General features: G+C 63.9%; 25 protein-coding genes. 15 read left to right on the top strand and 10 right to left on the bottom strand.

Going from position 1 to position 21,456, the window contains the following annotated elements; genetic code table 11:
• Nucleotides 1-6 precede the first annotated feature (6 nt).
• The 6 genes from glyA to Q8N40_RS03145 form a co-directional block, all read right to left on the bottom strand.
• The gene (glyA, locus tag Q8N40_RS03170) at nucleotides 7-1,317 is read right to left on the bottom strand and encodes a serine hydroxymethyltransferase (RefSeq protein ID WP_305710776.1); all 1,311 of its coding nucleotides are present in this window, start codon (nucleotides 1,315-1,317) and stop codon (nucleotides 7-9) included.
• Nucleotides 1,318-1,683: 366 nt separating this feature from the next.
• Nucleotides 1,684-2,310: a glutathione S-transferase family protein gene (locus tag Q8N40_RS03165; RefSeq protein ID WP_305319274.1), complete on the bottom strand. Its 627-nt coding sequence runs from the start codon at nucleotides 2,308-2,310 to the stop codon at nucleotides 1,684-1,686.
• A 90-nt stretch (nucleotides 2,311-2,400) separates the two neighbouring features.
• On the bottom strand, nucleotides 2,401-2,622 hold the full coding sequence (locus tag Q8N40_RS03160; protein WP_305319273.1) for a hypothetical protein: 222 nt from the start codon (nucleotides 2,620-2,622) through the stop codon (nucleotides 2,401-2,403).
• A 16-nt stretch (nucleotides 2,623-2,638) separates the two neighbouring features.
• The gene (locus tag Q8N40_RS03155; protein WP_305319272.1) at nucleotides 2,639-2,869 is read right to left on the bottom strand and encodes a hypothetical protein; all 231 of its coding nucleotides are present in this window, start codon (nucleotides 2,867-2,869) and stop codon (nucleotides 2,639-2,641) included.
• Nucleotides 2,870-3,075: 206 nt separating this feature from the next.
• On the bottom strand, nucleotides 3,076-3,591 hold the full coding sequence (ldtR, locus tag Q8N40_RS03150; protein WP_305710775.1) for a transcriptional regulator LdtR: 516 nt from the start codon (nucleotides 3,589-3,591) through the stop codon (nucleotides 3,076-3,078).
• A gap of 395 nt (nucleotides 3,592-3,986) precedes the next feature.
• Nucleotides 3,987-4,448, bottom strand: coding sequence for a DUF6163 family protein (locus tag Q8N40_RS03145; RefSeq protein WP_305318614.1), 462 nt, complete (start codon nucleotides 4,446-4,448; stop codon nucleotides 3,987-3,989).
• A gap of 189 nt (nucleotides 4,449-4,637) precedes the next feature.
• Here Q8N40_RS03145 and hemB point away from each other — a divergent pair, with 189 nt between their 5' ends.
• From hemB to Q8N40_RS03130, 3 genes are all read left to right on the top strand, one after another.
• Nucleotides 4,638-5,699, top strand: coding sequence for a porphobilinogen synthase (gene hemB / locus Q8N40_RS03140; protein WP_305710774.1), 1,062 nt, complete (start codon nucleotides 4,638-4,640; stop codon nucleotides 5,697-5,699).
• Between the two features lie 302 nt (nucleotides 5,700-6,001).
• A complete protein-coding gene (locus tag Q8N40_RS03135; protein ID WP_305710773.1) occupies nucleotides 6,002-6,553 on the top strand; it encodes an RDD family protein in 552 nt (183 codons plus the stop codon).
• A 176-nt stretch (nucleotides 6,554-6,729) separates the two neighbouring features.
• Nucleotides 6,730-7,506: an arginyltransferase gene (locus tag Q8N40_RS03130; protein ID WP_305710772.1), complete on the top strand. Its 777-nt coding sequence runs from the start codon at nucleotides 6,730-6,732 to the stop codon at nucleotides 7,504-7,506.
• 16 nt (nucleotides 7,507-7,522) lie between these two features.
• Here Q8N40_RS03130 and Q8N40_RS03125 read toward each other — a convergent pair whose 3' ends face one another.
• Together Q8N40_RS03125 and Q8N40_RS03120 are read right to left on the bottom strand one after the other, a co-directional pair.
• The gene (locus tag Q8N40_RS03125; protein ID WP_305710771.1) at nucleotides 7,523-8,053 is read right to left on the bottom strand and encodes a VOC family protein; all 531 of its coding nucleotides are present in this window, start codon (nucleotides 8,051-8,053) and stop codon (nucleotides 7,523-7,525) included.
• Nucleotides 8,054-8,088: 35 nt separating this feature from the next.
• The gene (locus Q8N40_RS03120; protein WP_305710770.1) at nucleotides 8,089-8,649 is read right to left on the bottom strand and encodes a carboxymuconolactone decarboxylase family protein; all 561 of its coding nucleotides are present in this window, start codon (nucleotides 8,647-8,649) and stop codon (nucleotides 8,089-8,091) included.
• Between the two features lie 130 nt (nucleotides 8,650-8,779).
• On the opposite strand from Q8N40_RS03120, the gene Q8N40_RS03115 reads away from it, so the two are divergent.
• The gene (locus tag Q8N40_RS03115) at nucleotides 8,780-10,039 is read left to right on the top strand and encodes an MFS transporter (RefSeq protein ID WP_371135597.1); all 1,260 of its coding nucleotides are present in this window, start codon (nucleotides 8,780-8,782) and stop codon (nucleotides 10,037-10,039) included.
• Between the two features lie 61 nt (nucleotides 10,040-10,100).
• On the opposite strand, the gene arsB is transcribed toward Q8N40_RS03115, so the two are convergent.
• Nucleotides 10,101-11,159 carry an ACR3 family arsenite efflux transporter gene (gene arsB / locus Q8N40_RS03110; protein ID WP_305710769.1) on the bottom strand — a complete coding sequence of 353 codons (1,059 nt, stop codon included), beginning with the start codon at nucleotides 11,157-11,159 and terminating at the stop codon, nucleotides 10,101-10,103.
• Between the two features lie 259 nt (nucleotides 11,160-11,418).
• Between arsB and Q8N40_RS03105 the strand changes: the two genes are divergently transcribed.
• The 8 genes from Q8N40_RS03105 to Q8N40_RS03070 all read left to right on the top strand — a co-directional run bounded on the left by Q8N40_RS03105 (nucleotide 11,419) and on the right by Q8N40_RS03070 (nucleotide 18,373).
• Entirely contained in the window at nucleotides 11,419-12,291 is an 873-nt protein-coding gene (locus Q8N40_RS03105; protein WP_305710768.1) for a helix-turn-helix domain-containing protein, read from the top strand.
• A gap of 9 nt (nucleotides 12,292-12,300) precedes the next feature.
• Complete coding sequence (locus Q8N40_RS03100) at nucleotides 12,301-13,344, top strand: ArsJ-associated glyceraldehyde-3-phosphate dehydrogenase (RefSeq protein ID WP_305710767.1); 1,044 nt, start codon at nucleotides 12,301-12,303, stop codon at nucleotides 13,342-13,344.
• A 4-nt stretch (nucleotides 13,345-13,348) separates the two neighbouring features.
• Entirely contained in the window at nucleotides 13,349-14,563 is a 1,215-nt protein-coding gene (gene arsJ, locus Q8N40_RS03095; protein WP_305710766.1) for an organoarsenical effux MFS transporter ArsJ, read from the top strand.
• A gap of 93 nt (nucleotides 14,564-14,656) precedes the next feature.
• Complete coding sequence (locus tag Q8N40_RS03090; RefSeq protein WP_305710765.1) at nucleotides 14,657-14,974, top strand: helix-turn-helix transcriptional regulator; 318 nt, start codon at nucleotides 14,657-14,659, stop codon at nucleotides 14,972-14,974.
• A gap of 49 nt (nucleotides 14,975-15,023) precedes the next feature.
• A complete protein-coding gene (locus Q8N40_RS03085) occupies nucleotides 15,024-16,385 on the top strand; it encodes an NAD(P)-binding domain-containing protein (protein WP_305710764.1) in 1,362 nt (453 codons plus the stop codon).
• Between the two features lie 62 nt (nucleotides 16,386-16,447).
• Complete coding sequence (locus Q8N40_RS03080) at nucleotides 16,448-17,617, top strand: MFS transporter (protein WP_305710786.1); 1,170 nt, start codon at nucleotides 16,448-16,450, stop codon at nucleotides 17,615-17,617.
• A gap of 53 nt (nucleotides 17,618-17,670) precedes the next feature.
• Nucleotides 17,671-17,862, top strand: coding sequence for a hypothetical protein (locus tag Q8N40_RS03075; protein ID WP_305710763.1), 192 nt, complete (start codon nucleotides 17,671-17,673; stop codon nucleotides 17,860-17,862).
• Between the two features lie 139 nt (nucleotides 17,863-18,001).
• The gene (locus Q8N40_RS03070; RefSeq protein WP_305710762.1) at nucleotides 18,002-18,373 is read left to right on the top strand and encodes a hypothetical protein; all 372 of its coding nucleotides are present in this window, start codon (nucleotides 18,002-18,004) and stop codon (nucleotides 18,371-18,373) included.
• Here Q8N40_RS03070 and Q8N40_RS03065 read toward each other — a convergent pair.
• Nucleotides 18,365-19,270: a DMT family transporter gene (locus Q8N40_RS03065; RefSeq protein WP_305319781.1), complete on the bottom strand. Its 906-nt coding sequence runs from the start codon at nucleotides 19,268-19,270 to the stop codon at nucleotides 18,365-18,367. The genes Q8N40_RS03070 and Q8N40_RS03065 overlap by 9 nt on opposite strands.
• Before the next feature lie 90 nt (nucleotides 19,271-19,360).
• Between Q8N40_RS03065 and Q8N40_RS03060 the strand changes: the two genes are divergently transcribed.
• The 3 genes from Q8N40_RS03060 to Q8N40_RS03050 all read left to right on the top strand — a co-directional run.
• Nucleotides 19,361-19,711: a DUF3147 family protein gene (locus Q8N40_RS03060; RefSeq protein WP_305710761.1), complete on the top strand. Its 351-nt coding sequence runs from the start codon at nucleotides 19,361-19,363 to the stop codon at nucleotides 19,709-19,711.
• A 192-nt stretch (nucleotides 19,712-19,903) separates the two neighbouring features.
• A complete protein-coding gene (locus tag Q8N40_RS03055; protein ID WP_305710760.1) occupies nucleotides 19,904-20,722 on the top strand; it encodes a chromate resistance protein ChrB domain-containing protein in 819 nt (272 codons plus the stop codon).
• The coding region (locus Q8N40_RS03050) for a chromate transporter (protein WP_305710759.1) at nucleotides 20,719-21,456 on the top strand (738 nt) is incomplete at its 3' end. The genes Q8N40_RS03055 and Q8N40_RS03050, both read left to right, overlap by 4 nt.

The raw sequence follows: 21,456 nt of genomic DNA, 5'->3' as shown, positions 1-21,456 counted from the left end.
AGACCTTTACTGGTAGATCGGGAAGCGGTCGGTGAGCGCCTTGACCCGTTCCTTGATCGCGGCTTCCACCATCGGCGCCGAGCCGGTTTCCGACTGCGCGATGGCGTTGAGTACTTCCGATATCATCATGCCGACCTGCTTGAATTCGGCGACGCCGAACCCGCGCGTGGTCGCCGCCGGGGTGCCGAGGCGAAGGCCCGAGGTGACGAACGGCTTTTCCGGATCAAACGGGATGCCGTTCTTGTTGCAGGTGATGGCGGCGCGGACCAGCGCCTTTTCCGAGACGTTGCCCTTGAGGCCCTTCGGCCGCAGGTCCACCAGCATCAGATGGTTGTCGGTGCCGCCGGAAACAATATCGAACCCCTGGGCGCGCAGTGTCTCCGCCAAGGCCTTTGCGTTCTCGACCACGTTCCTGGCGTAGATTTTAAAGTCCGGGCGCAGCGCTTCGGCGAACGCAACCGCCTTGGCCGCGATCACATGCATCAGCGGGCCGCCCTGCAGGCCCGGGAAGATCGCCGAGTTCAGCTTCTTGGCCAGCGCTTCGTCATTGCACAGGATCAGGCCGCCGCGCGGACCGCGCAGCGATTTATGCGTGGTCGTGGTGGTGACATGGGCGTGCGGCACCGGCGAGGCATGCACGCCACCGGCGACGAGGCCGGCAAAATGCGCCATGTCGACCAGGAGGTAAGCGCCGACCGAGTCGGCGATCTCGCGAAAACGCTTGAAATCCCAGGCGCGCGAATAGGCCGAGCCGCCGGCGATGATCAGTTTGGGCCGCACTTCCTCGGCCTGTTTGGCGACCGCATCCATGTCGACGATCTGGTCCTCGCGCCGCACTGTGTAATGCGAGGCCTTGAACCATTTGCCGGACATGTTGACAGGCGAGCCATGGGTAAGATGGCCGCCGGCGGCGAGATCGAGGCCCATAAAGGTGTCGCCGGGCTGCAGCAGCGCCAGGAACACCGCCTGGTTCATCTGGCTGCCGGAATTCGGCTGCACATTGGCAAAGCCGGCGCCGAACAGTTTCTTGGCCCGGTCGATCGCCAGCGTCTCGGCAACGTCGACCCATTCGCAGCCGCCATAATAGCGCGCGCCCGGATAGCCCTCGGCATATTTGTTGGTCATCACCGAGCCCTGGGCTTCCAGCACCGCGCGGCTGACGATGTTTTCCGAGGCGATCAGCTCGACCTCATGACGCTGGCGACCGAGTTCGCCCTTGATCGCGGCTGCGATCTCGGGATCGGCCTGCTCCAGGGTGGCGGTAAAGAACGAGTCGGGCGCGGAAGCGGTCTTGGCGCTAGTGGCAAAAGAGCTCATGAGCGAAATATCTCCACCGCCGCAACCTGTTAGCTGAGGTGCGGCCGGTCACGTGTGGCGATCGAAAGCGGCGCTGGCGGGATACCATATCAGGCGGCGGCGGCCAAGCGCTTGCGGTACATGGCTGATATTTATGCAAGATATGGTGGGGACGGGGGGCTTCTCAACCGTCGCCCTGGAGCGACCTTCACCCGTCTTTCGTCGCCCCGGCGAACGCCGGGGCCCATACGCCGCGGCCCGCGAGGTGAAAGGAAGGTGTTTGCCACCTTCATCCCACGAGAGGACACGGCGTATGAATCCCGGCTCGGCGTTCGCTGCGCTCACTTGGCCGGGACGACGCTCGCCAGGATCCGCCCCCGCCCCGCGTCATTTCGCGAACCGGTACGCCCCGCCCTTCTCGACCGAGCGCTGGAACGCCGGCCGCGCATGCATCCGCGCCAGCCACGCCGCCAGGTTCGGATACGGCGCGAGCTTGTCGAACACTTTTGCCATTTCGCCGACAAAGCTCATCTGGATGTCCGCCCCGCTCAGCGACGTCCCGACGAAGAATTCCCTGCCCTTCAGCGCGCCGTCGACATAGCCGAGGTGATTTTTCAACTCGCTGTCGATCCGCGGATGCAACGGAGCGCCGGCTTCTTTCAACCGGGACACATAGAGGTTCAGCATAAGCGGCAGCATCGCCGAGCCCTCGGAGTAATGCAGCCACTCATTGTAGGCTTCGTAGTCGGTGCTGCCGGGCGCCGGCATCAGCGCTCCCTTACCGTACTTCCTGATGAGATAATCGACGATCGCGCCCGACTCCGCGATGGTGAGGCCGCCATCGGTGATGACGGGCGACTTGCCGAGCGGATGCACCGCGGTCAATTCCGGCGGCGCCAGCCGCGTCTCGGCGTTGCGCTGGTAATGCATGATTTCATAGGGCGTGCCGAGTTCTTCCAGCAGCCAGAAAATACGTTGCGAGCGGGAGTCGTTGAGATGATGCAGGGTGAGCATGAGGTTTCCTCGGGGTGATGATTGCCCCGAGGTGTATCGGCTCCGCGCGATGTCAGCAACGCAAACAGGCGTCTCGCGCCGAAGTGCGCCCTACAGCCCCGTAAACCCCGCCTTCACCGGATCGCTCGACCCGTCGAGTTCACGCAAATAAGTCAGCCCGCACACGGTCAGCCGGTGCGTATCCTTCTCGCCGGCTTCCATCAGCGTCATCAGATACTCCGTCACCTTGGCGCGCGCTTCGGCGCTGGCGGCGGCGGTGCGGTTCACCAAGAGATCGTAAGTCATCATAATGCGGTCGATGGCGGGTTCCATGCAATCCTCCGGGGGTTTACGATCGAATGAGTGCGCTGGCTTCGAATTTCGCGATCGCATTGTTGGCGAGGCGGATCCGGTTGAATTCGCCGCGCTGGAACATCGTCACGATGATTTCCAGCAGCCGGTCGTTGGTGGCGAGAATGTCGGGGATGACGCCGGAACGGCGCAGATAGTTGGCGGCGATGGCATAGGCATCGCCGACCACCTCCACATTCATCACCTGCAATCCGCGCTCGACCAGCATGGCTCGTCCTCCGTCACGAGGAATAAGCGTGAACCGGAGAAAAAGTTCCATTTCGGGAAACCCGCGCCCGCCGCGGCAAAAACCCCAGCAAAAACAGAACGCACCGGTCCGGGTGTCCGGGCCGATGCGCTTGGGGAAGTCTTTGATCTAGTTGCCGCCGGTCTTTTAAGAAGCCGGCTTGGCCTGATCTCGCAGTCGAATAAGTCTCAGAGCCGATACAGGATCTGGTCGGTCCAGAACCGCTCGAGCCGGTGCAGCGACTTGTTCAGGGTCGCGAATTCCTCGTTCGAGATGCCGCCGACCTGCTCCACCGTCTTGACGTGCTTCTGATAGAGCGCGTCGACGATCTTGCGGATTTCCTGGCCCTGCGGCGTGAGGCGGATGCGAACCGAGCGGCGGTCGACGCGCGAACGCTGATGATCGAGGAAGCCCATCTCGACGAGCTTCTTCAGATTGTAGGAGACGTTGGAGCCGAGGTAGTAACCGCGCGTGCGCAGTTCGCCCGCGGTCAGTTCCTTGTCGCCGATGTTGTAGAGCAAGAGCGCCTGTACCGAGTTGATGTCGGCGCGGCCGCGGCGGTCGAATTCGTCCTTGATCACGTCGAGCAGCCGGCGATGCAGCCGCTCCACCAAAGTCAATGCTTCGAGATAGAGCGGCTGCACCGGAGCTTGACCCGGAGCGCGTTCGGTGGTTTCGGCCACCGTTGCAACGGCTTTCATCATGACACTTCCCCTGTTGTCGTTTTTATCGACTTATTCGACGAAACTTGTGTCCCGCCTGATAGCTTCAACGTAAGGGGCCGGTTTGAAGATCCGCTTAAATAAGACAATAAAGAGATCATGAATTTAAGACAGTGAATCGCGGATTAAGCCCGTTAATAAAGGGCTTTTGGCAATCTTTCGATAACGCTGGAGAGCCCCTGTTCACGCTTCGTTGGCGCGTTCTGTCGCATATGGGAACAGGACCGTTCAAATTCGAAACGACTGCGTAACAGGTGTGACCGCGCCGTTAGGGTGACTCAAAAGTTACCGCGAAAATTCCCGAAAATTTTAGGCGATGGCGCGCCTTTTTCTGCACGCCTCGCGAATTTGCTCTCACCGTTGCGGCAGTTCGCGCGTTATGGCGGCCGTTCGCGCGCGGCCATCCATGCCAGCGCGAGATACGCCGCCAGCATCAACGCTTCCAGCGCCACCACCGTCAGGCTGCCGCCGTAAATTCCCGGAAACATCAGTTCGATCACCGCCATCGATACCACGGTGGTCAGCCACACCACGGCCCCCCACGGCGTCGCCAGCCACAATCCGACCGCGGCGACCAGTTCGATCACGGCGAAATAAACCGTGGCGGTCTGCCACGCCATCGGCTGGTTCTCGAACGCCTCTTCCTCGCCACCGATGAAGCCGGTGACCTGGGCCCAGTGATAGAGACCCTTGGCCACCGAGACGACGGCCATGATGCGCAGGAAAAACACCAGCCGCCGGGTCCACGCATTGTCGTCGGATTCAATTCGCTCCGACGAAATCGCCGCCACCGACATCGCATTGTCGCGCGGCTGGTCGCGCGATGGGGCTTCAGACATGCGGAGTGCCGATCGTTACAGGAAAATGCGCGTTCATGGAGCGACTCTTGACCCCTCGGCGCGGCAAAATCAATCCGCCAGGCGAGCCGCCGGCCGATTTGCGGCAGGTCAAGATGCCAATGACGCACGGCCGGCAAGATGTTAGGATTGGAACAAGTCCAGTCTGCCGCCTTCAGGAGTGCCCCTACCATGGCGATCAAATTCGGCCGTCCGATCGAAATGCGCGACGCGCCGCGGCGGGAAACCGCCCTCGCCGCCCCCTCGCTCGACCTCGTGGTGCGCCCGCGCCGCAACCGCAAGTCCGAATGGGCGCGGCGGCTGGTGCGGGAGAACGTGCTGACCGCCGATGACCTGATCTGGCCGCTGTTCGTGGTCGACGGCCACAACAAGCGCGCTCCAGTCGCCTCGATGCCGGGCGTCGACCGCCTCAGCGTCGATCAGGCGGTGCGTGACGCCGAGCGCGCCATGAAGCTGCATATCCCCTGCATCGCGCTGTTCCCCTATACCGAGCCTTCCCTGCGCGACGAGCACGGCTCCGAGGCGCTGAATTCGGACAATCTGGTCTGCCAGTCGGTGCGCGCCATCAAGAAGGAGTTCCCCGATCTCGGCGTGCTGTGCGACGTGGCGCTCGATCCCTTCACCAGCCACGGCCATGACGGCCTGATCCAGGACGGCCGCATCCTCAACGACGAGACGGTCGCGGTGCTGGTGCGCCAGGCGCTGGTGCAGGCCGAAGCCGGCTGCGACATCATCGCGCCCTCCGACATGATGGACGGCCGCGTCGGCGCCATCCGCGAGGGGCTCGACGACGCCGGCTTCCTCGACGTGCAGATCATGTCCTATGCGGCGAAATACGCCTCCGCCTTCTACGGCCCGTTCCGCGACGCCATCGGTTCGGCGAAGGCGCTGACCGGCGACAAGCGCACCTACCAGATGGACTCCGCCAATTCCGACGAGGCGCTGCGCGAGGTCGAACTCGACATCGCCGAGGGCGCCGACATGGTGATGGTGAAGCCCGGGATGCCCTATCTCGACATCGTGCGGCGGGTGAAGGACACCTTCGCGATGCCGACCTTCGTCTACCAGGTGTCCGGCGAATACGCGATGATCGCGGCCGCCGCCAATAACGGCTGGATCGACGGCGAGCGCGCGATGATGGAAAGCCTGCTCGGCTTCAAGCGCGCCGGCGCCGACGGCATTTTGACGTATTTCGCGCCGCAGGCGGCGGAGAAGCTGAAGCAGCAGGGGTAGGACCCCTACCCGTCATTGCGAGCCAACGGGTCGGCGCGAAGCGCCGCCCGATGACAGGCTCCGCGAAGCAATCCATCGCGCGGCAACGAAGGAAGTTGGATTGGATGGGATTGCTTCGTCGCATCCGCCTTCGCCCGAAGGCGGGCTTCGGCGGACAAGAGCGCTCCTCGCAATGACGGGGGTGATGGGCACCCGTCGCGGAATCGACTGATTATTGCAGTTTCGTAACCCGCCCGGCTCTTGCGCGCACGCCGCCGGTTCCCATCTGCAGTTGCGGGAATGCACGGTCTGGAGGACTGACCATGACTCACAGCGATTCGGGCAACACTGGCGGCGGCGCCTGGCGCAACTCCCCGGGGGTGCAGCCCCATGCTTTCGATCCCGAGCAGCAGCCGGAATTGTTTCGCGGCGTGCTGACGCGGCGGGTGTTCGCGTTCCTGATCGACCTCGTGGTGCTGACCGTCCCGGTGATTCTGGGCTACCTGTTCATCGCGGTGTTCGGCGTCATCACCCTCGGGCTCGGCTGGATGCTGTTCTGGCTGGCCTGGCCGGCAACCGTGGTCTGGGCGATCGTTTATTACGGCGCATCGATTGGCGGGCCGCATTCGGCCACGCTGGGCATGCGTGTGATGGATCTGGAACTGCGCACCTGGTACGGCGCGCCGGGTTATTTTGTTCTGGGAGCCATGCATGCGGTGCTGTTCTGGATTTCGATCTCGTTCCTGACCCCGTTCGTGCTGCTGGTCGGCCTGTTCAATGGCCGCCGCCGGCTGCTGCACGACATCGTGCTGGGGACCGTGGTGATGAACAGCTCGGTCCGGACCCAAATAGCCCAGCACGCCAGGACATTTTGACCCTGCAAATTGATTGACCGTTAGCCTCCGCGGCGCGATGCTCTTGTTCGGCGCCGATTGAATCGGAGCCGAATTGCGTTGGTATTTTGACGCGTTTTCTTCACGCGAACCGGTACCCACTTCGCTTGAAAATGCTATACTAGGCTGCTTCGCCTTCGGAGGCCCGACGACACAACGTGACCCAGCACTCCCGTGACACCCCGCAATTCTACCTGACGGCGCCGTCGCCCTGCCCCTATTTGCCGGGCCGGCACGAACGCAAGGTGTTCACGCATCTGGTCGGCGACAAGGCGGGCGATCTCAACGATCTGCTCACCCATGGTGGCTTCAGGCGCAGCCAGTCGATCGCCTACCGCCCCGCCTGCGACCAGTGCCGCGCCTGCGTGTCGGTCCGCGTGGTCGCCAACGAGTTCCGCCCCTCGCGCAATTTCCGCAAGATCGCGGCCCGCAACGCCGACATCACCGGCGAACAGCGCAGCGCGGTGCCGACCTCGGAACAATATTCCGTGTTTCGCGCCTATCTTGATGCGCGGCACCGCCATGGCGGCATGGCCGACATGACCGTGCTGGACTACGCCATGATGGTGGAGGACAGCCACGTCGAAACCCGCATCATCGAATACCGCAAGCGCGGCATCGATACCGGCATCACCGGCCGCGGCCAGGAACTGGTGGCGGTGGCGCTGACCGACGTGCTCAGCGACGGGCTATCGATGGTGTATTCGTTCTTCGAACCATCGGAGGAAAGCCGCTCGCTCGGCACCTTCATGATCCTCGACCACATCGCGCGCGCCCGCCGGCTGGGATTGCCTTACGTCTATCTCGGCTACTGGATCGAAGGCTCCAGGAAGATGGACTACAAGGGCCGCTTCCTGCCACAGCAGCGCCTCGCACCCTCCGGCTGGCTGCGCATCGACGCGTCAGGCGAGGTGTTTTCCGAGCCGCAGGATTAGGTGCCATACGCATTGTCTAGCTCTCGATCATCCGCACCGGCTCGCTGCCGTCCCAGTTGGCGGCGGCTTTCCTGATGTGGCCGAAGAAGCGGCCCTTGCCGCCGCTGATGTCGGAGATCTCGATCACCGTCCCCGGATGTCCCGCACTTTCGAAATAGGCGAACCGCCCCTGCGCGCCGCCGATCTGTCCTTCATGGCCGACGGTGAAACCTGCGGCAATGGCGCGGTCGTAAAGCGCCTGATAGTCGTTGCTCCAGTACGACATGTGCTGCATGCCCTCGCCGTGGGCATCCAGGTGGTCGAGATACATCGAGGGCGCGTCGTTGCGCTGCTGGATCAGTTCGATCTGCAGGTCGCCGGAATTGGCCAGCGCGATGCTCATCTCGACGGCCGAATCGACGCCGCGATAGCGAAACCAGTCGGTCTTAACCCTGGGGATGTAGAAGAACGGGCCGACGCGAATCACCTCGATCCAGAACTTCATCGCCTTCTCGATGTCGCGAACGACATAGCCGTTCTGGCACACCTTGCCGAACAATAGGCTCATGCTTTTCGCTCCGCCGTTACATTCCAGCGTTGCGCTCAAGCGCTCCGCGGCTTGCCGCCGTCATAGACCCGCATGCCGGCGGCCGGATCGAGATCGGTCTCGGTCGCTTCGGTGAGGCGCGCCATCATCATGTAGAACCCGATGGCGACGATGGTCTCGACGATTTCCTGTTCGCTGAAATGCTGGCGCATGCCTGCGAAAACCGGTTCCGGTACCCGCACGTTTTCGGTGACCTCACGGCCGAAGGCCAGCAGCGCCCGTTCCGCCACGTTGAAGGCTTCATCGCCATGGTCGCCGCGCGCCAGCGCGTCGATCTGGGACTGGGAGACGCCGACGCCGAGCGCGATCGGCACATGCTGGCGCCATTCATAGGCGCCGCCTTCCAGTTGCGCGACCTCAAGGATCAGCAATTCGCGGTTCACCGCACTGAGCTTCTGCTTGTGCAGGATGGAATTGCCGAGCCGCATCGCCGGGATCATGTTGGCCTCGGCGTGCGCCATCATGCGAAAGATGTTCAGCTTCACCGGCATCCTGTCGAAGGATGCGCGGACGTCTCCGGTGGTGGTTTCCGGGTCGATCAACGGCAGTCTTGCCACGCGCTTCTCCTCCGGCATTCTGATTTCTGGTCGAGGAATAGCACAGCGATCGGGTTATCGGGAAACGGGTGGCCTGGACGACCTGGGCACGAGACAGTGGCAGCCTGCCGATTTGCCGGGAAGCCACGCCATGACTGTGATCCACCACGCGCCTCGCTTGCCGAAAACCTTCAACCGGCTGGCCTGGTCCAACCTGGCGGCGCAATCGGCCGAGCAGATCGCGCTGGTGGCGGCGCCCATCGTTGCCGTCATCATGCTCGGGGTCGGCGAAGGCCAGACCGGGCTGCTGCAGACCGCACTGACGCTGCCGTTCATCCTGTTCGCGATCCCCGCCGGTCTGCTCGCCGACCGCATCTCGCGGCGCCGGCTGATGGCGGGCGCCGAAGGCCTGCGCGCGGGAGCGCTGGCCGCCATTCTCGTGCTGATCTGGCTGGATGGGCTGACGCTGCCGCTGCTGGCCCTGCTCGGCTTCGTCGCGGTCTGCGGCACCGTCGCCTACAGCGTGGCGGCGCCGGCGCTGGTGCCATCGCTGGTGACGCCTGACGTCTTGCCCGCGGCCAATGCGCGGATCGAGTTGGCGCGCACCGTGGCGTTCGCCAGCGGCCCTGCGCTGGGTGGCGTACTGGTGGGATGGACGGGTGCGGCCACCGCCTTCGGCGTGGCCGCAGCGCTCTCCGTGATCGCCGTGGGGCTGCTGTCGGGCATCCATGAACCGGTCCGTTCGCCGGCGACGCGCCGCCATCCGCTGCAGGAGATCAAGGAGGGCGCCGCGTTCGTGCTGCATCATCCGCTGCTGCGGCCGGTGTTCATCACCCAGTTCATCTTCAACACCGCGTCGTTCCTGCTGCTGGCGGTGTTCGTGCCCTATGCGGTGCGCCGTCTCGGATTGTCGGCGATCGGAATCGGCCTCACGCTCGGGATGTACGGCGCCGGCATGGTGTGCGGCGCGCTGCTGGCGACGCGACTGATGCGCCGCCTCGCCTTCGGCACCGTGATCGGGCTCGGACCGGTCACGGGCTTCGTCGCCGCCTGGGTGATGGCGCTCACCACCTATGTCCCGTCGCCATCACTGGCGGGTTTGAGCTTCTTTTTGCTCGGCGCCGGCCCGATCCTGTGGGTGATCTCGACCACCACCCTACGGCAGTCGGTGACGCCGCCGTCACTGCTGGGCAGGGTCTCCGCGATCAACATCATGAGCTATGGCGCGCGCCCGCTCGGCTCCGCGCTCGGCGCCCTCGTCGGCGGGCTTTTTGGCGCGGAGGCCTGCCTCTATCTCGCCGCGATCATCTTCGGCGTCCAGGCGCTGGTGATCCTGCTGTCGCCGGCGGTGTCGCTGGCGCGGCAGCCGGCCATGGTCGGCGACGGGCCGGAAGCGCTGCGGGCGTGCTGAGAGCCCAAACTGGCGACGCCTGCTCCGAAGATCGGGCAATCATAGATTGTGATGCATCGTATCAAGCTTGCGCTTCATTCTTGACCGCCGCGGCGGCGCCGCCGCCGGCCTCGTACCAGCCCCGTGAAGCCTTCACCAGATAGACCACCGACAGCATCACGGGCACCTCGACCAGCACGCCGACCACGGTGGCCAGCGCTGCGCCGGAATTGAGGCCGAACAGGCCGATGGCGGCGGCGACCGCGAGTTCGAAGAAGTTGCTGGCGCCGATCAGCGCCGCCGGAGCGGCGACACACCAGGCCACGCCAAAACGCCGGCTCAGCCAATAGGCCAGCCCCGCATTGAGATAGACCTGAATCAGGATTGGTACCGCCAGCAGAACGATCACCAGGGGCTGTGCGATGATCTGCTCGCCCTGGAAACCGAACAGCAGCACCAGCGTGGTCAGGAGGGCAAGCAGCGACACTGGCTGCAGCCTGTGCTGGGTCTTCTGCAACGCCGCCGGCCCGCTTGCCAGCAATACGCGCCGCCATAGCTGCGCGATGATGACGGGCACCACGATATAGAGCACCACCGAGATCAGCAGCGTGGCCCACGGCACCGCGATCGAGGCGACGCCGAGCAGCAGTCCGACCAGCGGTGCGAAGGCAAACACCATGATGACGTCATTGAGCGCGACCTGGCTCAGCGTGAAATGCGGCTCGCCCTCGCACAGGTTCGACCAGACGAACACCATGGCAGTGCAAGGCGCTGCGGCCAGCAGGATGAGGCCGGCGATATAGGACGGAATTTGTGCAGACGGCAGCAGCGGCGCGAACAGATGGCCGATGAACAGCGAACCCAACAGCGCCATCGAGAACGGCTTGACCGCCCAGTTGATGAACAGGGTGACGCCGACGCCGCGCCAGTGCTCGCGCACTTGGCCGAGCGCACCGAAGTCGATCTTCAGCAGCATCGGGATGATCATCAGCCAGACCAGCCCGGCTACCGGCAGATTGACCCGCGCGACCTCCGCGCCGGCAATTGTGGCAAACGCACCGGGCACAAGATGCCCGAGGCCTACGCCCGCAACGATGCACAGCGCGACCCACAGCGAGAGATATCGTTCGAACAGATTCATCCTGGTTCCTGCATTCCGGGCATCAGTCGCGATCCCCCATTACCCGACTTTTATCGGCCGCATCCAATCAGGTTCGTGAATAGTGGAAATTGGCCAGGCTTTCCACAACATGTCTTTACATCTCGACAGATGGAATTAATAATTGGCGATATTGGCGGTATTTGACCTCCATTCTCTCGATTTTGTCATGTCCCTGTCATCCAATGCGTCCATCTATATCGACGTAAATCAAGAATCCTCCTCTTTTTGGAAAACGCAGATGGACGGAAGTAATCGAGAAGCGATCGCCATCGACGGCTTCGGATCGCTGGCGCAGCCGACCCGCCTCGCTGCGGTTCGTCATCTGCTCGCGGTCCACCCGCAAAGTCTGCCTGCCGGCGAGATCGCCCGGCTTTGCGAGGTGCCGCACAACACGATGTCGACACATCTCGGCATTCTCAGCCGCGCGGGCTTGATTTCGGCCGAGAAAGACGGCCGCTCGATGAACTATCGGGCCGACGTCACCGGCTTCAGGGGCCTGCTCGAATTTCTCTCGCAGGACTGCTGCAACGGCCGCCCGGATCTGTGCGGGGACGCATTCGATCTGCCATCCCGAATCCTCGCCACGGAACCGACGGAGACATTCATGACGCCCGCGTTCAATGTCCTGTTCCTGTGCACGCAGAATTCCGCCCGGTCGATCATCGCCGAAACCCTGCTCGAGAAGATCGGCCGTGGCCGCTTTCGGGCCTATTCCGCCGGATCGAATCCGGCCAGGGAACCGGTTCCGGAGGTGATCGAGCGGCTGACAGCCCTCGGGCACGACGTGTCGCACCTGCACTCCAAATCATGGGACGAGTTCAGGGGACCTGACGCGCCCCGGATGGACTTCATCATCGCGCTCTGCGACGCACCCAACGGTCAGTTTTGTCCCGATTTCGGCAATCAGTTCGTTACCGGCGCCTGGCCGCTGCCCGATCCGGCGCAGTTCACGGGATCGCCGACCGAGCGCACCACGCTTCTGAATGAACTCTACGCGATGATCCGGCGCCGCATCGAGATTTTCACCAGCCTGCCGTTCGACTCGCTGGACCGCATGGCGGTCAAGGCCCGCCTCGACGAGATCGGCGATACCACGCGTGTAGCGCCCTAAGGAATTTCCATGAAAGTTGGCATCAACGGCATGGGCCGCATCGGCAGGCTCGCGTTGCGCGCGGCGCTCGGCGGCATCCATCGTCCCGACAGCGACCCACGCGCCGGCAACCGGCTGGAGGTCGTGCATATCAACGAGCTGAAGGGCGGCATCGCCGCGACCGCGCATCTGCTCGAATTCGACAGCCTTCACGGACGCTGGCACGAGCCCGTCGCGGTCGATTCCGAAGGCGTCGTTGCGATCGGCAAGCAGCGCATCGGCTTCAGCGAACAAGCCAGTCCCGGCGACATCGCCTGGGGCGATCTCGGCTGCGACGTCGTGCTGGAATGCACCGGAAAATTCCTGAAGCCGGATCAACTGCAGGCCTATTTCGACCGCGGCGTCAAACGGGTGATCGTGGCTGCCCCCGTCAAGGACGAAGCGGCCCTCAACATCGTCGTCGGCGTCAACGACCAGCTCTACGATCCGGCCCGGCATCGGCTGCTGACGGCGGCATCCTGCACGACGAACTGCCTGGCGCCGGTCGTCAAGGTCATCCATGAGGCGATCGGAATCCGCCACGGGCAGATCACGACGATCCATAACCCGACCAACACCAATGTCGTCGTCGACGCCCCGCACAAGGATCTTCGCCGCGCACGGTCGGCCATGCTCTCGATGCAGCCCACGACGACCGGAAGCGCTACCGCCATCGCGCTGATCTATCCGGAGCTCAAGGGCAAGCTGAACGGTCACGCCGTGCGGGTGCCGGTGCTGAACGCCAGCCTGACCGATTGCGTCTTCGAACTGAAACGTCCGACCACGGTCGAGGAGGTCAATCAGCTGTTCAAATCCGCCTCGGAAAGCGTGTTGGCGGGCATCCTGGGGCTGGAAATCCGGGCACTGGTCTCGGCCGACTACAACAACGATCCGCGCAGCTCGATCGTGGACGCCTTGAGCACGATGGTGACGGACGAGACATTGCTCAAGGTCTACGCCTGGTATGACAACGAAGTCGGGTACGCCTGCCGGATGGTGGACCTCGCCAACATCGTCCACCTCGCGGGCGTCTAGATCCATGGTCCGAAACTACCTCATCGTCACCGCGTCCTATTGGGGCTTTACGCTGGTTGACGGCGCGTTGCGGATGCTGGTCCTGTTCCACTTTTTCCGGCTGGGATATACCCCGTTCACGCTGGCCTTCCTGTTTCTGCTTTATGAGGCGGCGGGCATTGCAGCCAACCTCGCCGGCGGCTACTTCGCATCGCGCTTCGGCATTCCCCGCATGCTCGCGATCGGGCAGATGCTGCAGATCGCCGGCTTGCTTATGCTGTCGGCGCTCGATCCCGGTTGGGGAGCCGCGGCATCGGTGGCGTGGGTCGTGATCGCCCAGGGCATCGCCGGCGTCGCCAAGGATTTGACCAAGACCGCATCCAAATCCGCGATCAAGGCAACGTCCGCTGAAGGCAGCGGGCAGCTATTCCGATGGGTCGCATGGTTCACCGGTTCAAAAAACGCGATGAAGGGCATCGGGTTTTTCATCGGCGGCCTGTTGCTGGACCTTGCCGGCTTCGCGCCCGCGCTGTGGATGATGGCAGCACTGCTCGGCGTGATCTTTTTCGCGGGGCTGCTTCTGCTGCCCTCGCAGCTCGGCAAGGCCAAATCCTCGAAAACCATCCGCGAACTGTTCGGCAAGTCGCGCGGCGTGAACCTGCTCGCCGCCGCGCGCATCTTCATGTTCGGCGCTCGCGATGTCTGGTTCGTCGTCGGGCTGCCGGTTTTTCTCTACGCCAATGGCTGGCGCTTCCTCGAAGTCGGCGGGTTTCTCGCGGCCTGGACGATCGCCTATGGCGGCGTGCAGGCCATCGCGCCCCTGCTCGTCAGCCGCAGCCCGGACGGCTTGAGCCGCGAGGTGCCGGCCGCCCGCCTCTGGGCGGCGGTGCTCGCCGCGGTGCCGATCGCGCTGGTCGTCATCATGCAGACCACCGTTGTCGGCCGCCCCGATCTCGTATTGGTGATCGGACTGGCGCTGTTCGGTTTGCCGTTCGCGGTGAATTCCTCGCTGCACTCCTATTTGATCCTGGCCTATGCCGGATCCGAAAAAGCCGCTGAAGACGTCGGATTTTATTACGCGGCGAACGCCGCCGGACGGCTGCTGGGCATTACGCTTTCAGGCGTCCTCTACCAATTTGCCGGCATTACCGGATGTCTTGTTGGCTCGGCTGTGATGCTGCTGTTGTGCTGGTTGATCACGTATCTGTTGCCTGCCGAAGAAAGACTTTCTCCCACCTGAGTGCGCCCCTGAATTCGACAGCAACCGACCCATTATTTCCATCTTACTAGAAATATGGTTGACAACAATCCCACCGTCTGACATTCTGCGATCATGAAAATCGATGACGCCGCCGCACATCTGGAAGCCCTCGGCAATCCGACCCGGCTGAAAATCTACCGCGCGCTGGTTCGCGCGGGGGACGCCGGAATGCCGGTCGGCCGGCTGCAGGACAAATTGAAGATCGCGCCCTCCACCCTCTCCCATCACATCAAGACGCTGATGGTGGTCGGCCTGATCAGCCAGGTGCGGGAGGCAACGACGCTGGTGTGTCATGCCAACTATGACGTGATGCGGGGACTGCTGGATTTTCTGGTCGCCGAATGCTGCACCGGTGTCGCCGAATGCTCAGGCGCAAAGACAGCCGCATAGTTTGCTGCGGCCACCTATTTCGATACTTCTAGTTTGACAGGAGAATAGGATGACCCAGACCACGACCGTCGCAATCATCGGAGCCGGCCCGGTCGGCCTTGCCGCAGCCGCGCATGTGCTGGAGCGCGGGCTGAAGCCGATCGTGCTGGAAGCCGGCGGCGACGTCGGACATTCGGTGCGGCAATGGGGCCACGTGCAGCTGTTCTCGCCGTGGGAATACAATGTCGACCGCGCCGCGGAACGCCTGCTCGCCGCAACCGGCTGGAATTCTCCCGAGCCCGAGCAGTATCCGACCGGCAATGAACTGGTGGAGCGCTATCTCGAACCGCTCGCGAACAAGACCGCGCTGGCGAGCCACATCTACACCTCGAGCCGCGTCACCGACATCAGCCGCGTCGGCTTCGACAAGCTCAAGAGCAAGGGCCGGGAAACCGCCCCCTTCGAGCTGCGCTACCAGAATGGACAAGGTCCCAAAAGCATGCGCGCCGATGCCGTGATCGATGCATCCGGCACCTGGCATTCGCCCAATCCGGCGGGCGCCAACGGCTTGCCCGCGATCGGCGAGTCGCAGGCGGCGGACAGGATCGCGTATGGCATGCCCGACGTGCTGGGCAAGGATCGCGCGCGTTATGCCGGCAAGACCGTCGCAGTGCTCGGCGCCGGCCATTCCGCGATCGGCACGCTGACCGACCTCGCCCGGCTCGCGTCCGAGGTACCGGGAACCAGGCCAGTCTGGCTGCTGCGCGGCAACGATCCCGCCAAGGCTTTTGGCGGTGGCGCCAACGACAAGCTCGCCGCGCGCGGCGAACTCGGCACCGCCTTTGCCGCGCTGGTCGCGGCGGGCCAGATCACCGTGGAGAGCGAATTCCGGGTTTCGCATCTTGGTGCCGATGGCCCTCGCCTCACCGTCGCCACCGGTGGCGGTAATTGCTGCCGTCAGGTTGTCGTCGACCAGCTGATCGTGGCGACCGGCTTCCGGCCGGATCTGGATTTCGTGCGCGAACTGCGCATCCAGCTCGATCCCGCCATCGAATGCCCGGTCGAGCTGGCGCCCTTGATCGATCCAAACGAGCATAGCTGCGGTACCGTGCGGCCGCACGGCGCGCGCGAGCTGGCGCAGGCCGAGCCCGGCTTTTATTTCGCCGGCATGAAGTCCTACGGGCGCGCGCCGACCTTCCTGATGCTGACCGGTTACGAGCAGGTGCGCTCGATATCAGCCGAACTCGCCGGCGACCATGAGGCCGCGGCGCGTGTCGAACTGGTGCTGCCGGAAACCGGCGTCTGCAGCCGCGCCGATGCACCCGGCGCACGCCAGTGCTGCGGCGGACCGGCGCCATCGGCTGTTGACGCCTGCTGCATCGACGACGCAAATGCCAGGCAACAAGGAAAAGCCGGATGCGGCTGCGGCTAGCGCGGCCCAAACGGAGACAGGTGAATAAAATTCCGCTAGAGGGCCGATCCGTCATCGTCGCGATGTGCCTGGGGCAGCTCGGCAGCCTGCTTCCGCATGTCGTGGTGCCGTCCATTCTCGCCGCGTTCCTGATTCCGGAATGGCAATTGAGCGGCGCGCAGGCCGGCCTGCTGGCGGGCTCCGGGGCCGCCGGCTACATGCTGGCCGTGCCGGTGCTGGCGACGCTGACCGACCGGATCGATGCCCGCAAGATCCTGATCGCGGGCTCGCTGGTCAGCGCGCTCGGCACGCTGCTGTTCGGACTGTTCGCCACCGGCCTCTGGTCGGGCGCATTGTTCAACGCCATCGCCGGCATCGGCTTTGCCGGCGCCTACATGCCCGGCCTCAAGGCGCTGACCGACCGCCTCGCGCCCGGCGATTCATCCCGTGCCATCACGTTCTACACCTCCAGCTTCTCGTTCGGCGTCGGCCTGTCGTTCCTGGTCTCGCAACTGGTCGCGGACAGTTTTGGCTGGCGCAGCGCATTCTATGTGACCGCGCTCGGTCCAGTGGTGATGCTGGGGGTCTGCCTGCTGTTGCGCCCGGTCACACCCAGGCCGGCGCAGGGACGTTTGCTGGATTTCGCGCCGGTGTTCCGCAACACCAGGGCGATGGGGTTCGTGCTCGGTTATGGCGCGCATTGCTTCGAGCTCTACGGCATCCGGACCTGGCTGGTCGCGTTCTGGACGTTCGTGATCGCCAGAAACGGTCAGTCTTCCTTCTTTTCACCCATCGTCGTCAGCGTGGTGTTTTCGCTGCTGGCGATGCCCGCCAGCATTCTCGGCAATGAACTGGCGCTGAAGTTCGGCCGGCATCGCGCCATCACGGCCGTGATGCTGAGCTCCGCTGTGGTGGCGCTGCTGATCGGGGTATTTTCGGACCAGTCGCCCCTGCTGTTGCTGCCGCTGATGCTGGTCTATGCCATCACGGTGCCGGCGGACTCCGGCGCATTGACCTCGGGCATGTCGATGGCGGCGCATCCCGACTATCGCGGGGCGACGATGGCGGCGCATTCCACCGTCGGCTTCAGCCTGTCGGCGCTCGGCGCCTGGGGCGTCGGCGTCGCCCTTGACCTCGCCGGCGGGCCGCTCAGCGCCACCGCCTGGATGGCGGCGTTCTCGGTTCTGGCGGCGGGCATTCTGCTCGGTCCGGTGGCGCTCTATTGGTCCCGAACCTCCACGCCGCGGGTATGAAGCCGCGATCATGGCCCCTTCCCATCCCGCGCCGTTTCGCGCAGAACCACCGCATGGAAAACGAAGCCGGCCGGGCAGCGGCGATCCGACGTTTGGTAAGGTGGGCGATCACGCCGCCGCAATCCTATGCGGTTTATTTCCTGGCTCTCGTCCTGGTGGCGGGATCGTCGTTCTACGCCGGCAGCCTGGCGCCGAAGAAGCCCAGCGGGCTGGGACCTCCGCCGGTGTCCGCCCCGCGCAACTGATTTTCGGATCGTGACCGGCCCGGATTTCCTGATCGAGATCGCGGTCGTCACACCGCCACCGCAAATTTGAGTTCCGGAAGCCGGAACAAAATGCCTCCAGCCGCTTAGTAGTCCCAAGCCGCCGCGGTGGAGATTGCCGATGCCAAGAACTGGCTGGAAAGTGCCCTATGGGGCGGATCAGACCATCTACCTCGTCGTCGACCGCCAGGGCCGGCAGGGGGCGGTTTACTGCGAAATCGAGATCGAGCGGACCGACACCGAAACCATCGTCGCGGACCTCCTCGCCGGGCAGTTTCACGACCCGGTCCGCGTGACCGCCTACAACACCCTCGAACATTGGTCGCGGGATATCTCCAGGGAGATCGCTGTAGAGATCCAGACCCGCTGCGACATCGAGGGCACCGTTGTGCCGGGGCATGTCGAAGACTTCGTGCACAGCCACACCGGACCGGTTTCACATCAACCGTGGGCTCGCCAAAACAGCGGCGCGGTGATGACGCGATCAAATTGAACCCGAAGGACCTGCAGAGTTACGCCTTGCCCCCTCCATCGTGGCGATCCATATCCCGGCAAAGACGGCGATGAGGCCAAGCACCAGGTTGGCGGTGATGGGTTCGCCGACGAGCTGGGTGGCGAGCAATGCCGCCGCCACCGGGTTAACCGTCATGGTGTTGGCGACGCGGGTCGGCGACGCGCGCTGCAGCGCCAGCACCCACAGGATGAAGGCGAGCGCGCCGCCGCCGACGCCAAGATAGATGCCCGCTATCCATTGCGGCGTGCTCAGGCTGGCCAACACCGCGACACTGCCGGTGAGCGAGCCGACCAGGATCAATCCGGCGGCGCCCGCCCCCATGCCGACGGTCAGGAAACCGAGCGCGCTCGAGCGCTGGATGAAAGGGCGCGACCAGACATTGTAGAACGCCATGCACATCACGGCACCAGTCATGATGAGTTCGCCGCGCCATGCGCCCGGCGGCGCTGCCGCAAGACCGGAGGCGAGCGCTGCGGCGACGCCGAACACGGCGATGCAGACGCCGGTTGTCTTGCGTTTGGTCAGTGGCTCGATCCCGAGCAGCGCTCCGACCACCATGGTATGCAACGGCAGCGTCGCCAGCGCGAGGCTGGCGCGCGCGGCCGTCGTAAAACCGATCGCGATGTTATAGAGCACGAAAAACAATCCGAAGAAGCAAAGCCCCAAGAGTGCCACGGCCGGCCAATCGCGGCGCGACGGCCATTTTATGCCGAGCAGCAGCGCGACCGGCAGCAGGCAAACAAAACCTATTCCCCAGCGCAGGATCGCAAGCGTGATCGGATCGGTGCTGCCGACGAGATAGCGGGTGATCGCGGCCGCGGTGCCGCCAAGGCAGCTTGAGACCAGTGCGATCGCCACTCCGGTCCATTCACCCATTGTGATCTCCGCTGTCCCGCCGCCCCGACCTGTGGCATCTTGCCCAACGGCGTCGCGCAGGCATATCGTCCTCGGGGAAATGATTGTGCCATGGCCTACTTCATCATCAAAATTCTGTTGTCGGGCATCATCATTGCCGCAGTGTCCGAAATTGCCAAGCGCAGTCCGGCCTTCGGCGCGCTGGTCGTTTCCCTCCCTCTGGTGTCCCTGCTGGGCATTCTCTGGCTTTGGCGCGACACCCGGGATATCGAGCGCATTGCCGGTCATGCCGAGGCAACCTTCTGGTACGTGCTGCCTTCGCTTCCCATGTTCCTGGTGATGCCGGCGCTGCTGCGGGCCGGGGTTGGTTTTTGGCCGGCGCTGGGCGCAGGCTGCGCGCTGACCGTCGTGCTTTATTTTGTCACGGCCTGGGCACTGGCGAGATTCGGGATAAATTTGTAGCCCCGCGGCGCACACTGCTCGGCAAGGCAAGTCACCTTGACCGCCGCCCTTTGGCGTTGGGTACATTCGGCGTTACGCACATTGACAGCCGTCACCGGTTTGGCTGTAATAGCGGCATGGGGATTTTTGCGATCTCCCCACGAGGCGTCAGGCCCAAGTATCGCGTCCCGTATCTCTCACGAGGGCGCATTCATGTCATCCTTCACAACGATATCTGCTGACAAACTCGCACGCCTGATCGGCACCGCGAACACCCCTGCCTTGATCGACGTCCGTACCGACGACGATTTTGCCGCCGATCCCCGGCTGATTCCCGGTGCGATCAGGCGAAGCCACCTGCAAGCCGCCGATTGGGGCGGGGAATTTTCCGGACGCCCGGCCATCGTGATCTGCCAGCGCGGCTTGAAACTTTCCGAGGGCGCCGCGGCCTGGCTGAGACACGAGGGAGTTTCGGCCGAAGCCCTTGAAGATGGTTTCGAGGGCTGGAAGACCGCCAAGCTGCCTTTGGTGCCGGCAGCCAAGCTGCCGGCACGCGATGCCCAAGGCCGCACCATCTGGGTCACCCGGGCGCGGCCGAAGATCGACCGCATCGCCTGCCCCTGGCTGATCCGCAGGTTCGTCGATCCCAACGCGGTGTTTCTGTTCGTGGCGCCGTCCGAGGTGGTCGCGGTCGGCGAGCGTTTTGCCGCCGTCCCGTTCGATATCGAAAACGTGTTCTGGAGCCATCGCGGCGACCTCTGCACCTTCGACGTCATGGTCGAGGAATTCGGCCTCGCGACCCCGCCTCTGTTGCGGCTGGCGACCATGGTGCGCGCCGCCGACACCGGCAGGCTCGACCTCTCACCGGAAGCGCCGGGGTTGCTGGCGGCATCGCTCGGGCTGTCGCGGATGTATGATGACGATCTCGCGCAGCTCGAGGCCGGCATCGTGCTGTATGACGCGTTCTATCGCTGGTGCCGCGATGCCTCGGGCGAAACCCATAACTGGCCCACTAACAAGGCAAAGCCATGAGCGATATCGTGGCGGCTGAGAAAACCTCCGGAGCGGATGCCGGCCACGGCATCAGCTTCGGTGAAGCCTTTCGGGTCTGGCTGCGGATTGCCGTCCTGAGTTTCGGCGGCCCGGCCGGACAGATCGCGGTGATGCATCTCATCCTGGTCGAGGAAAAGAACTGGATTTCCGAAAGCCGGTTCCTGCATGCGCTGAACTACTGCATGCTGCTGCCCGGACCCGAGGCGCAGCAGCTCGCCACCTATATCGGTTGGCTGCTGCACCGGACCGCCGGCGGCATCATGGCCGGCGGCCTGTTCATTCTGCCCGGCGTCATCGCCATCATGGGGCTGAGCTACATCTATGCCGCGTACGGCCAGGTCGGATATGTCGAGGCGCTGTTCTTCGGGCTAAAGGCCGCGGTGCTGGCGATCGTGATCCAGGCCGTGGTCCGCGTCGGCAAGCGCGCGCTGCGCAACCGCATCATGGTTGCGCTCGCGGCCATCGCCTTCGTCGCGATCTTCTTCTTCAACGTGCCTTTCCCGGCCATCATCATTGCCGCCGGCGTGGTCGGATTTTTCGGCGCCCGAAGCGGACGCAGCGAATTTGCCGCGGTCGAGCACGGCGGCGGCAAGGGTTCGGCGGCGGTCGACAGCATGCTCGGCGACGTCGTGCCCGACCATGTCCGCGCCAGCCTTCCCCGCGCGCTGAAAGTCAGCGCGGTCTGGCTGACGCTGTGGCTGGTGCCGGTCGCA

The sequence above is a fragment of the Bradyrhizobium sp. genome (assembly GCF_030693485.1).
Lineage (GTDB): Bacteria > Pseudomonadota > Alphaproteobacteria > Rhizobiales > Xanthobacteraceae > Bradyrhizobium.
Note: the sequence above shows the minus strand (reverse complement) of the source record. Positions and strands in the feature narration are given on the sequence as shown.

What these genes read in the sequence shown, in the direction of transcription:
- glyA (WP_305710776.1), bottom strand. Translation starts at nt 1,317, where the DNA reads ATGAGCTCTTTTGCCACTAGCGCCAAGACCGCTTCCGCGCCCGACTCG.
- Q8N40_RS03075 (WP_305710763.1), top strand. Translation starts at nt 17,671, where the DNA reads ATGGAAAACGAAGCCGGCCGGGCAGCGGCGATCCGACGTTTGGTAAGG.
- Q8N40_RS03105 (WP_305710768.1), top strand. Translation starts at nt 11,419, where the DNA reads ATGGACGGAAGTAATCGAGAAGCGATCGCCATCGACGGCTTCGGATCG.
- Q8N40_RS03115 (WP_371135597.1), top strand. Translation starts at nt 8,780, where the DNA reads ATGACTGTGATCCACCACGCGCCTCGCTTGCCGAAAACCTTCAACCGG.
- Q8N40_RS03055 (WP_305710760.1), top strand. Translation starts at nt 19,904, where the DNA reads ATGTCATCCTTCACAACGATATCTGCTGACAAACTCGCACGCCTGATC.
- Q8N40_RS03070 (WP_305710762.1), top strand. Translation starts at nt 18,002, where the DNA reads ATGCCAAGAACTGGCTGGAAAGTGCCCTATGGGGCGGATCAGACCATC.
- Q8N40_RS03065 (WP_305319781.1), bottom strand. Translation starts at nt 19,270, where the DNA reads ATGGGTGAATGGACCGGAGTGGCGATCGCACTGGTCTCAAGCTGCCTT.
- Q8N40_RS03160 (WP_305319273.1), bottom strand. Translation starts at nt 2,622, where the DNA reads ATGGAACCCGCCATCGACCGCATTATGATGACTTACGATCTCTTGGTG.
- Q8N40_RS03060 (WP_305710761.1), top strand. Translation starts at nt 19,361, where the DNA reads ATGGCCTACTTCATCATCAAAATTCTGTTGTCGGGCATCATCATTGCC.
- Q8N40_RS03090 (WP_305710765.1), top strand. Translation starts at nt 14,657, where the DNA reads ATGAAAATCGATGACGCCGCCGCACATCTGGAAGCCCTCGGCAATCCG.
- Q8N40_RS03085 (WP_305710764.1), top strand. Translation starts at nt 15,024, where the DNA reads ATGACCCAGACCACGACCGTCGCAATCATCGGAGCCGGCCCGGTCGGC.
- ldtR (WP_305710775.1), bottom strand. Translation starts at nt 3,591, where the DNA reads ATGATGAAAGCCGTTGCAACGGTGGCCGAAACCACCGAACGCGCTCCG.
- arsJ (WP_305710766.1), top strand. Translation starts at nt 13,349, where the DNA reads ATGGTCCGAAACTACCTCATCGTCACCGCGTCCTATTGGGGCTTTACG.
- arsB (WP_305710769.1), bottom strand. Translation starts at nt 11,159, where the DNA reads ATGAATCTGTTCGAACGATATCTCTCGCTGTGGGTCGCGCTGTGCATC.
- Q8N40_RS03100 (WP_305710767.1), top strand. Translation starts at nt 12,301, where the DNA reads ATGAAAGTTGGCATCAACGGCATGGGCCGCATCGGCAGGCTCGCGTTG.
- Q8N40_RS03125 (WP_305710771.1), bottom strand. Translation starts at nt 8,053, where the DNA reads ATGAGCCTATTGTTCGGCAAGGTGTGCCAGAACGGCTATGTCGTTCGC.
- Q8N40_RS03165 (WP_305319274.1), bottom strand. Translation starts at nt 2,310, where the DNA reads ATGCTCACCCTGCATCATCTCAACGACTCCCGCTCGCAACGTATTTTC.
- Q8N40_RS03145 (WP_305318614.1), bottom strand. Translation starts at nt 4,448, where the DNA reads ATGTCTGAAGCCCCATCGCGCGACCAGCCGCGCGACAATGCGATGTCG.
- Q8N40_RS03135 (WP_305710773.1), top strand. Translation starts at nt 6,002, where the DNA reads ATGACTCACAGCGATTCGGGCAACACTGGCGGCGGCGCCTGGCGCAAC.
- hemB (WP_305710774.1), top strand. Translation starts at nt 4,638, where the DNA reads ATGGCGATCAAATTCGGCCGTCCGATCGAAATGCGCGACGCGCCGCGG.
- Q8N40_RS03080 (WP_305710786.1), top strand. Translation starts at nt 16,448, where the DNA reads ATGTGCCTGGGGCAGCTCGGCAGCCTGCTTCCGCATGTCGTGGTGCCG.
- Q8N40_RS03155 (WP_305319272.1), bottom strand. Translation starts at nt 2,869, where the DNA reads ATGCTGGTCGAGCGCGGATTGCAGGTGATGAATGTGGAGGTGGTCGGC.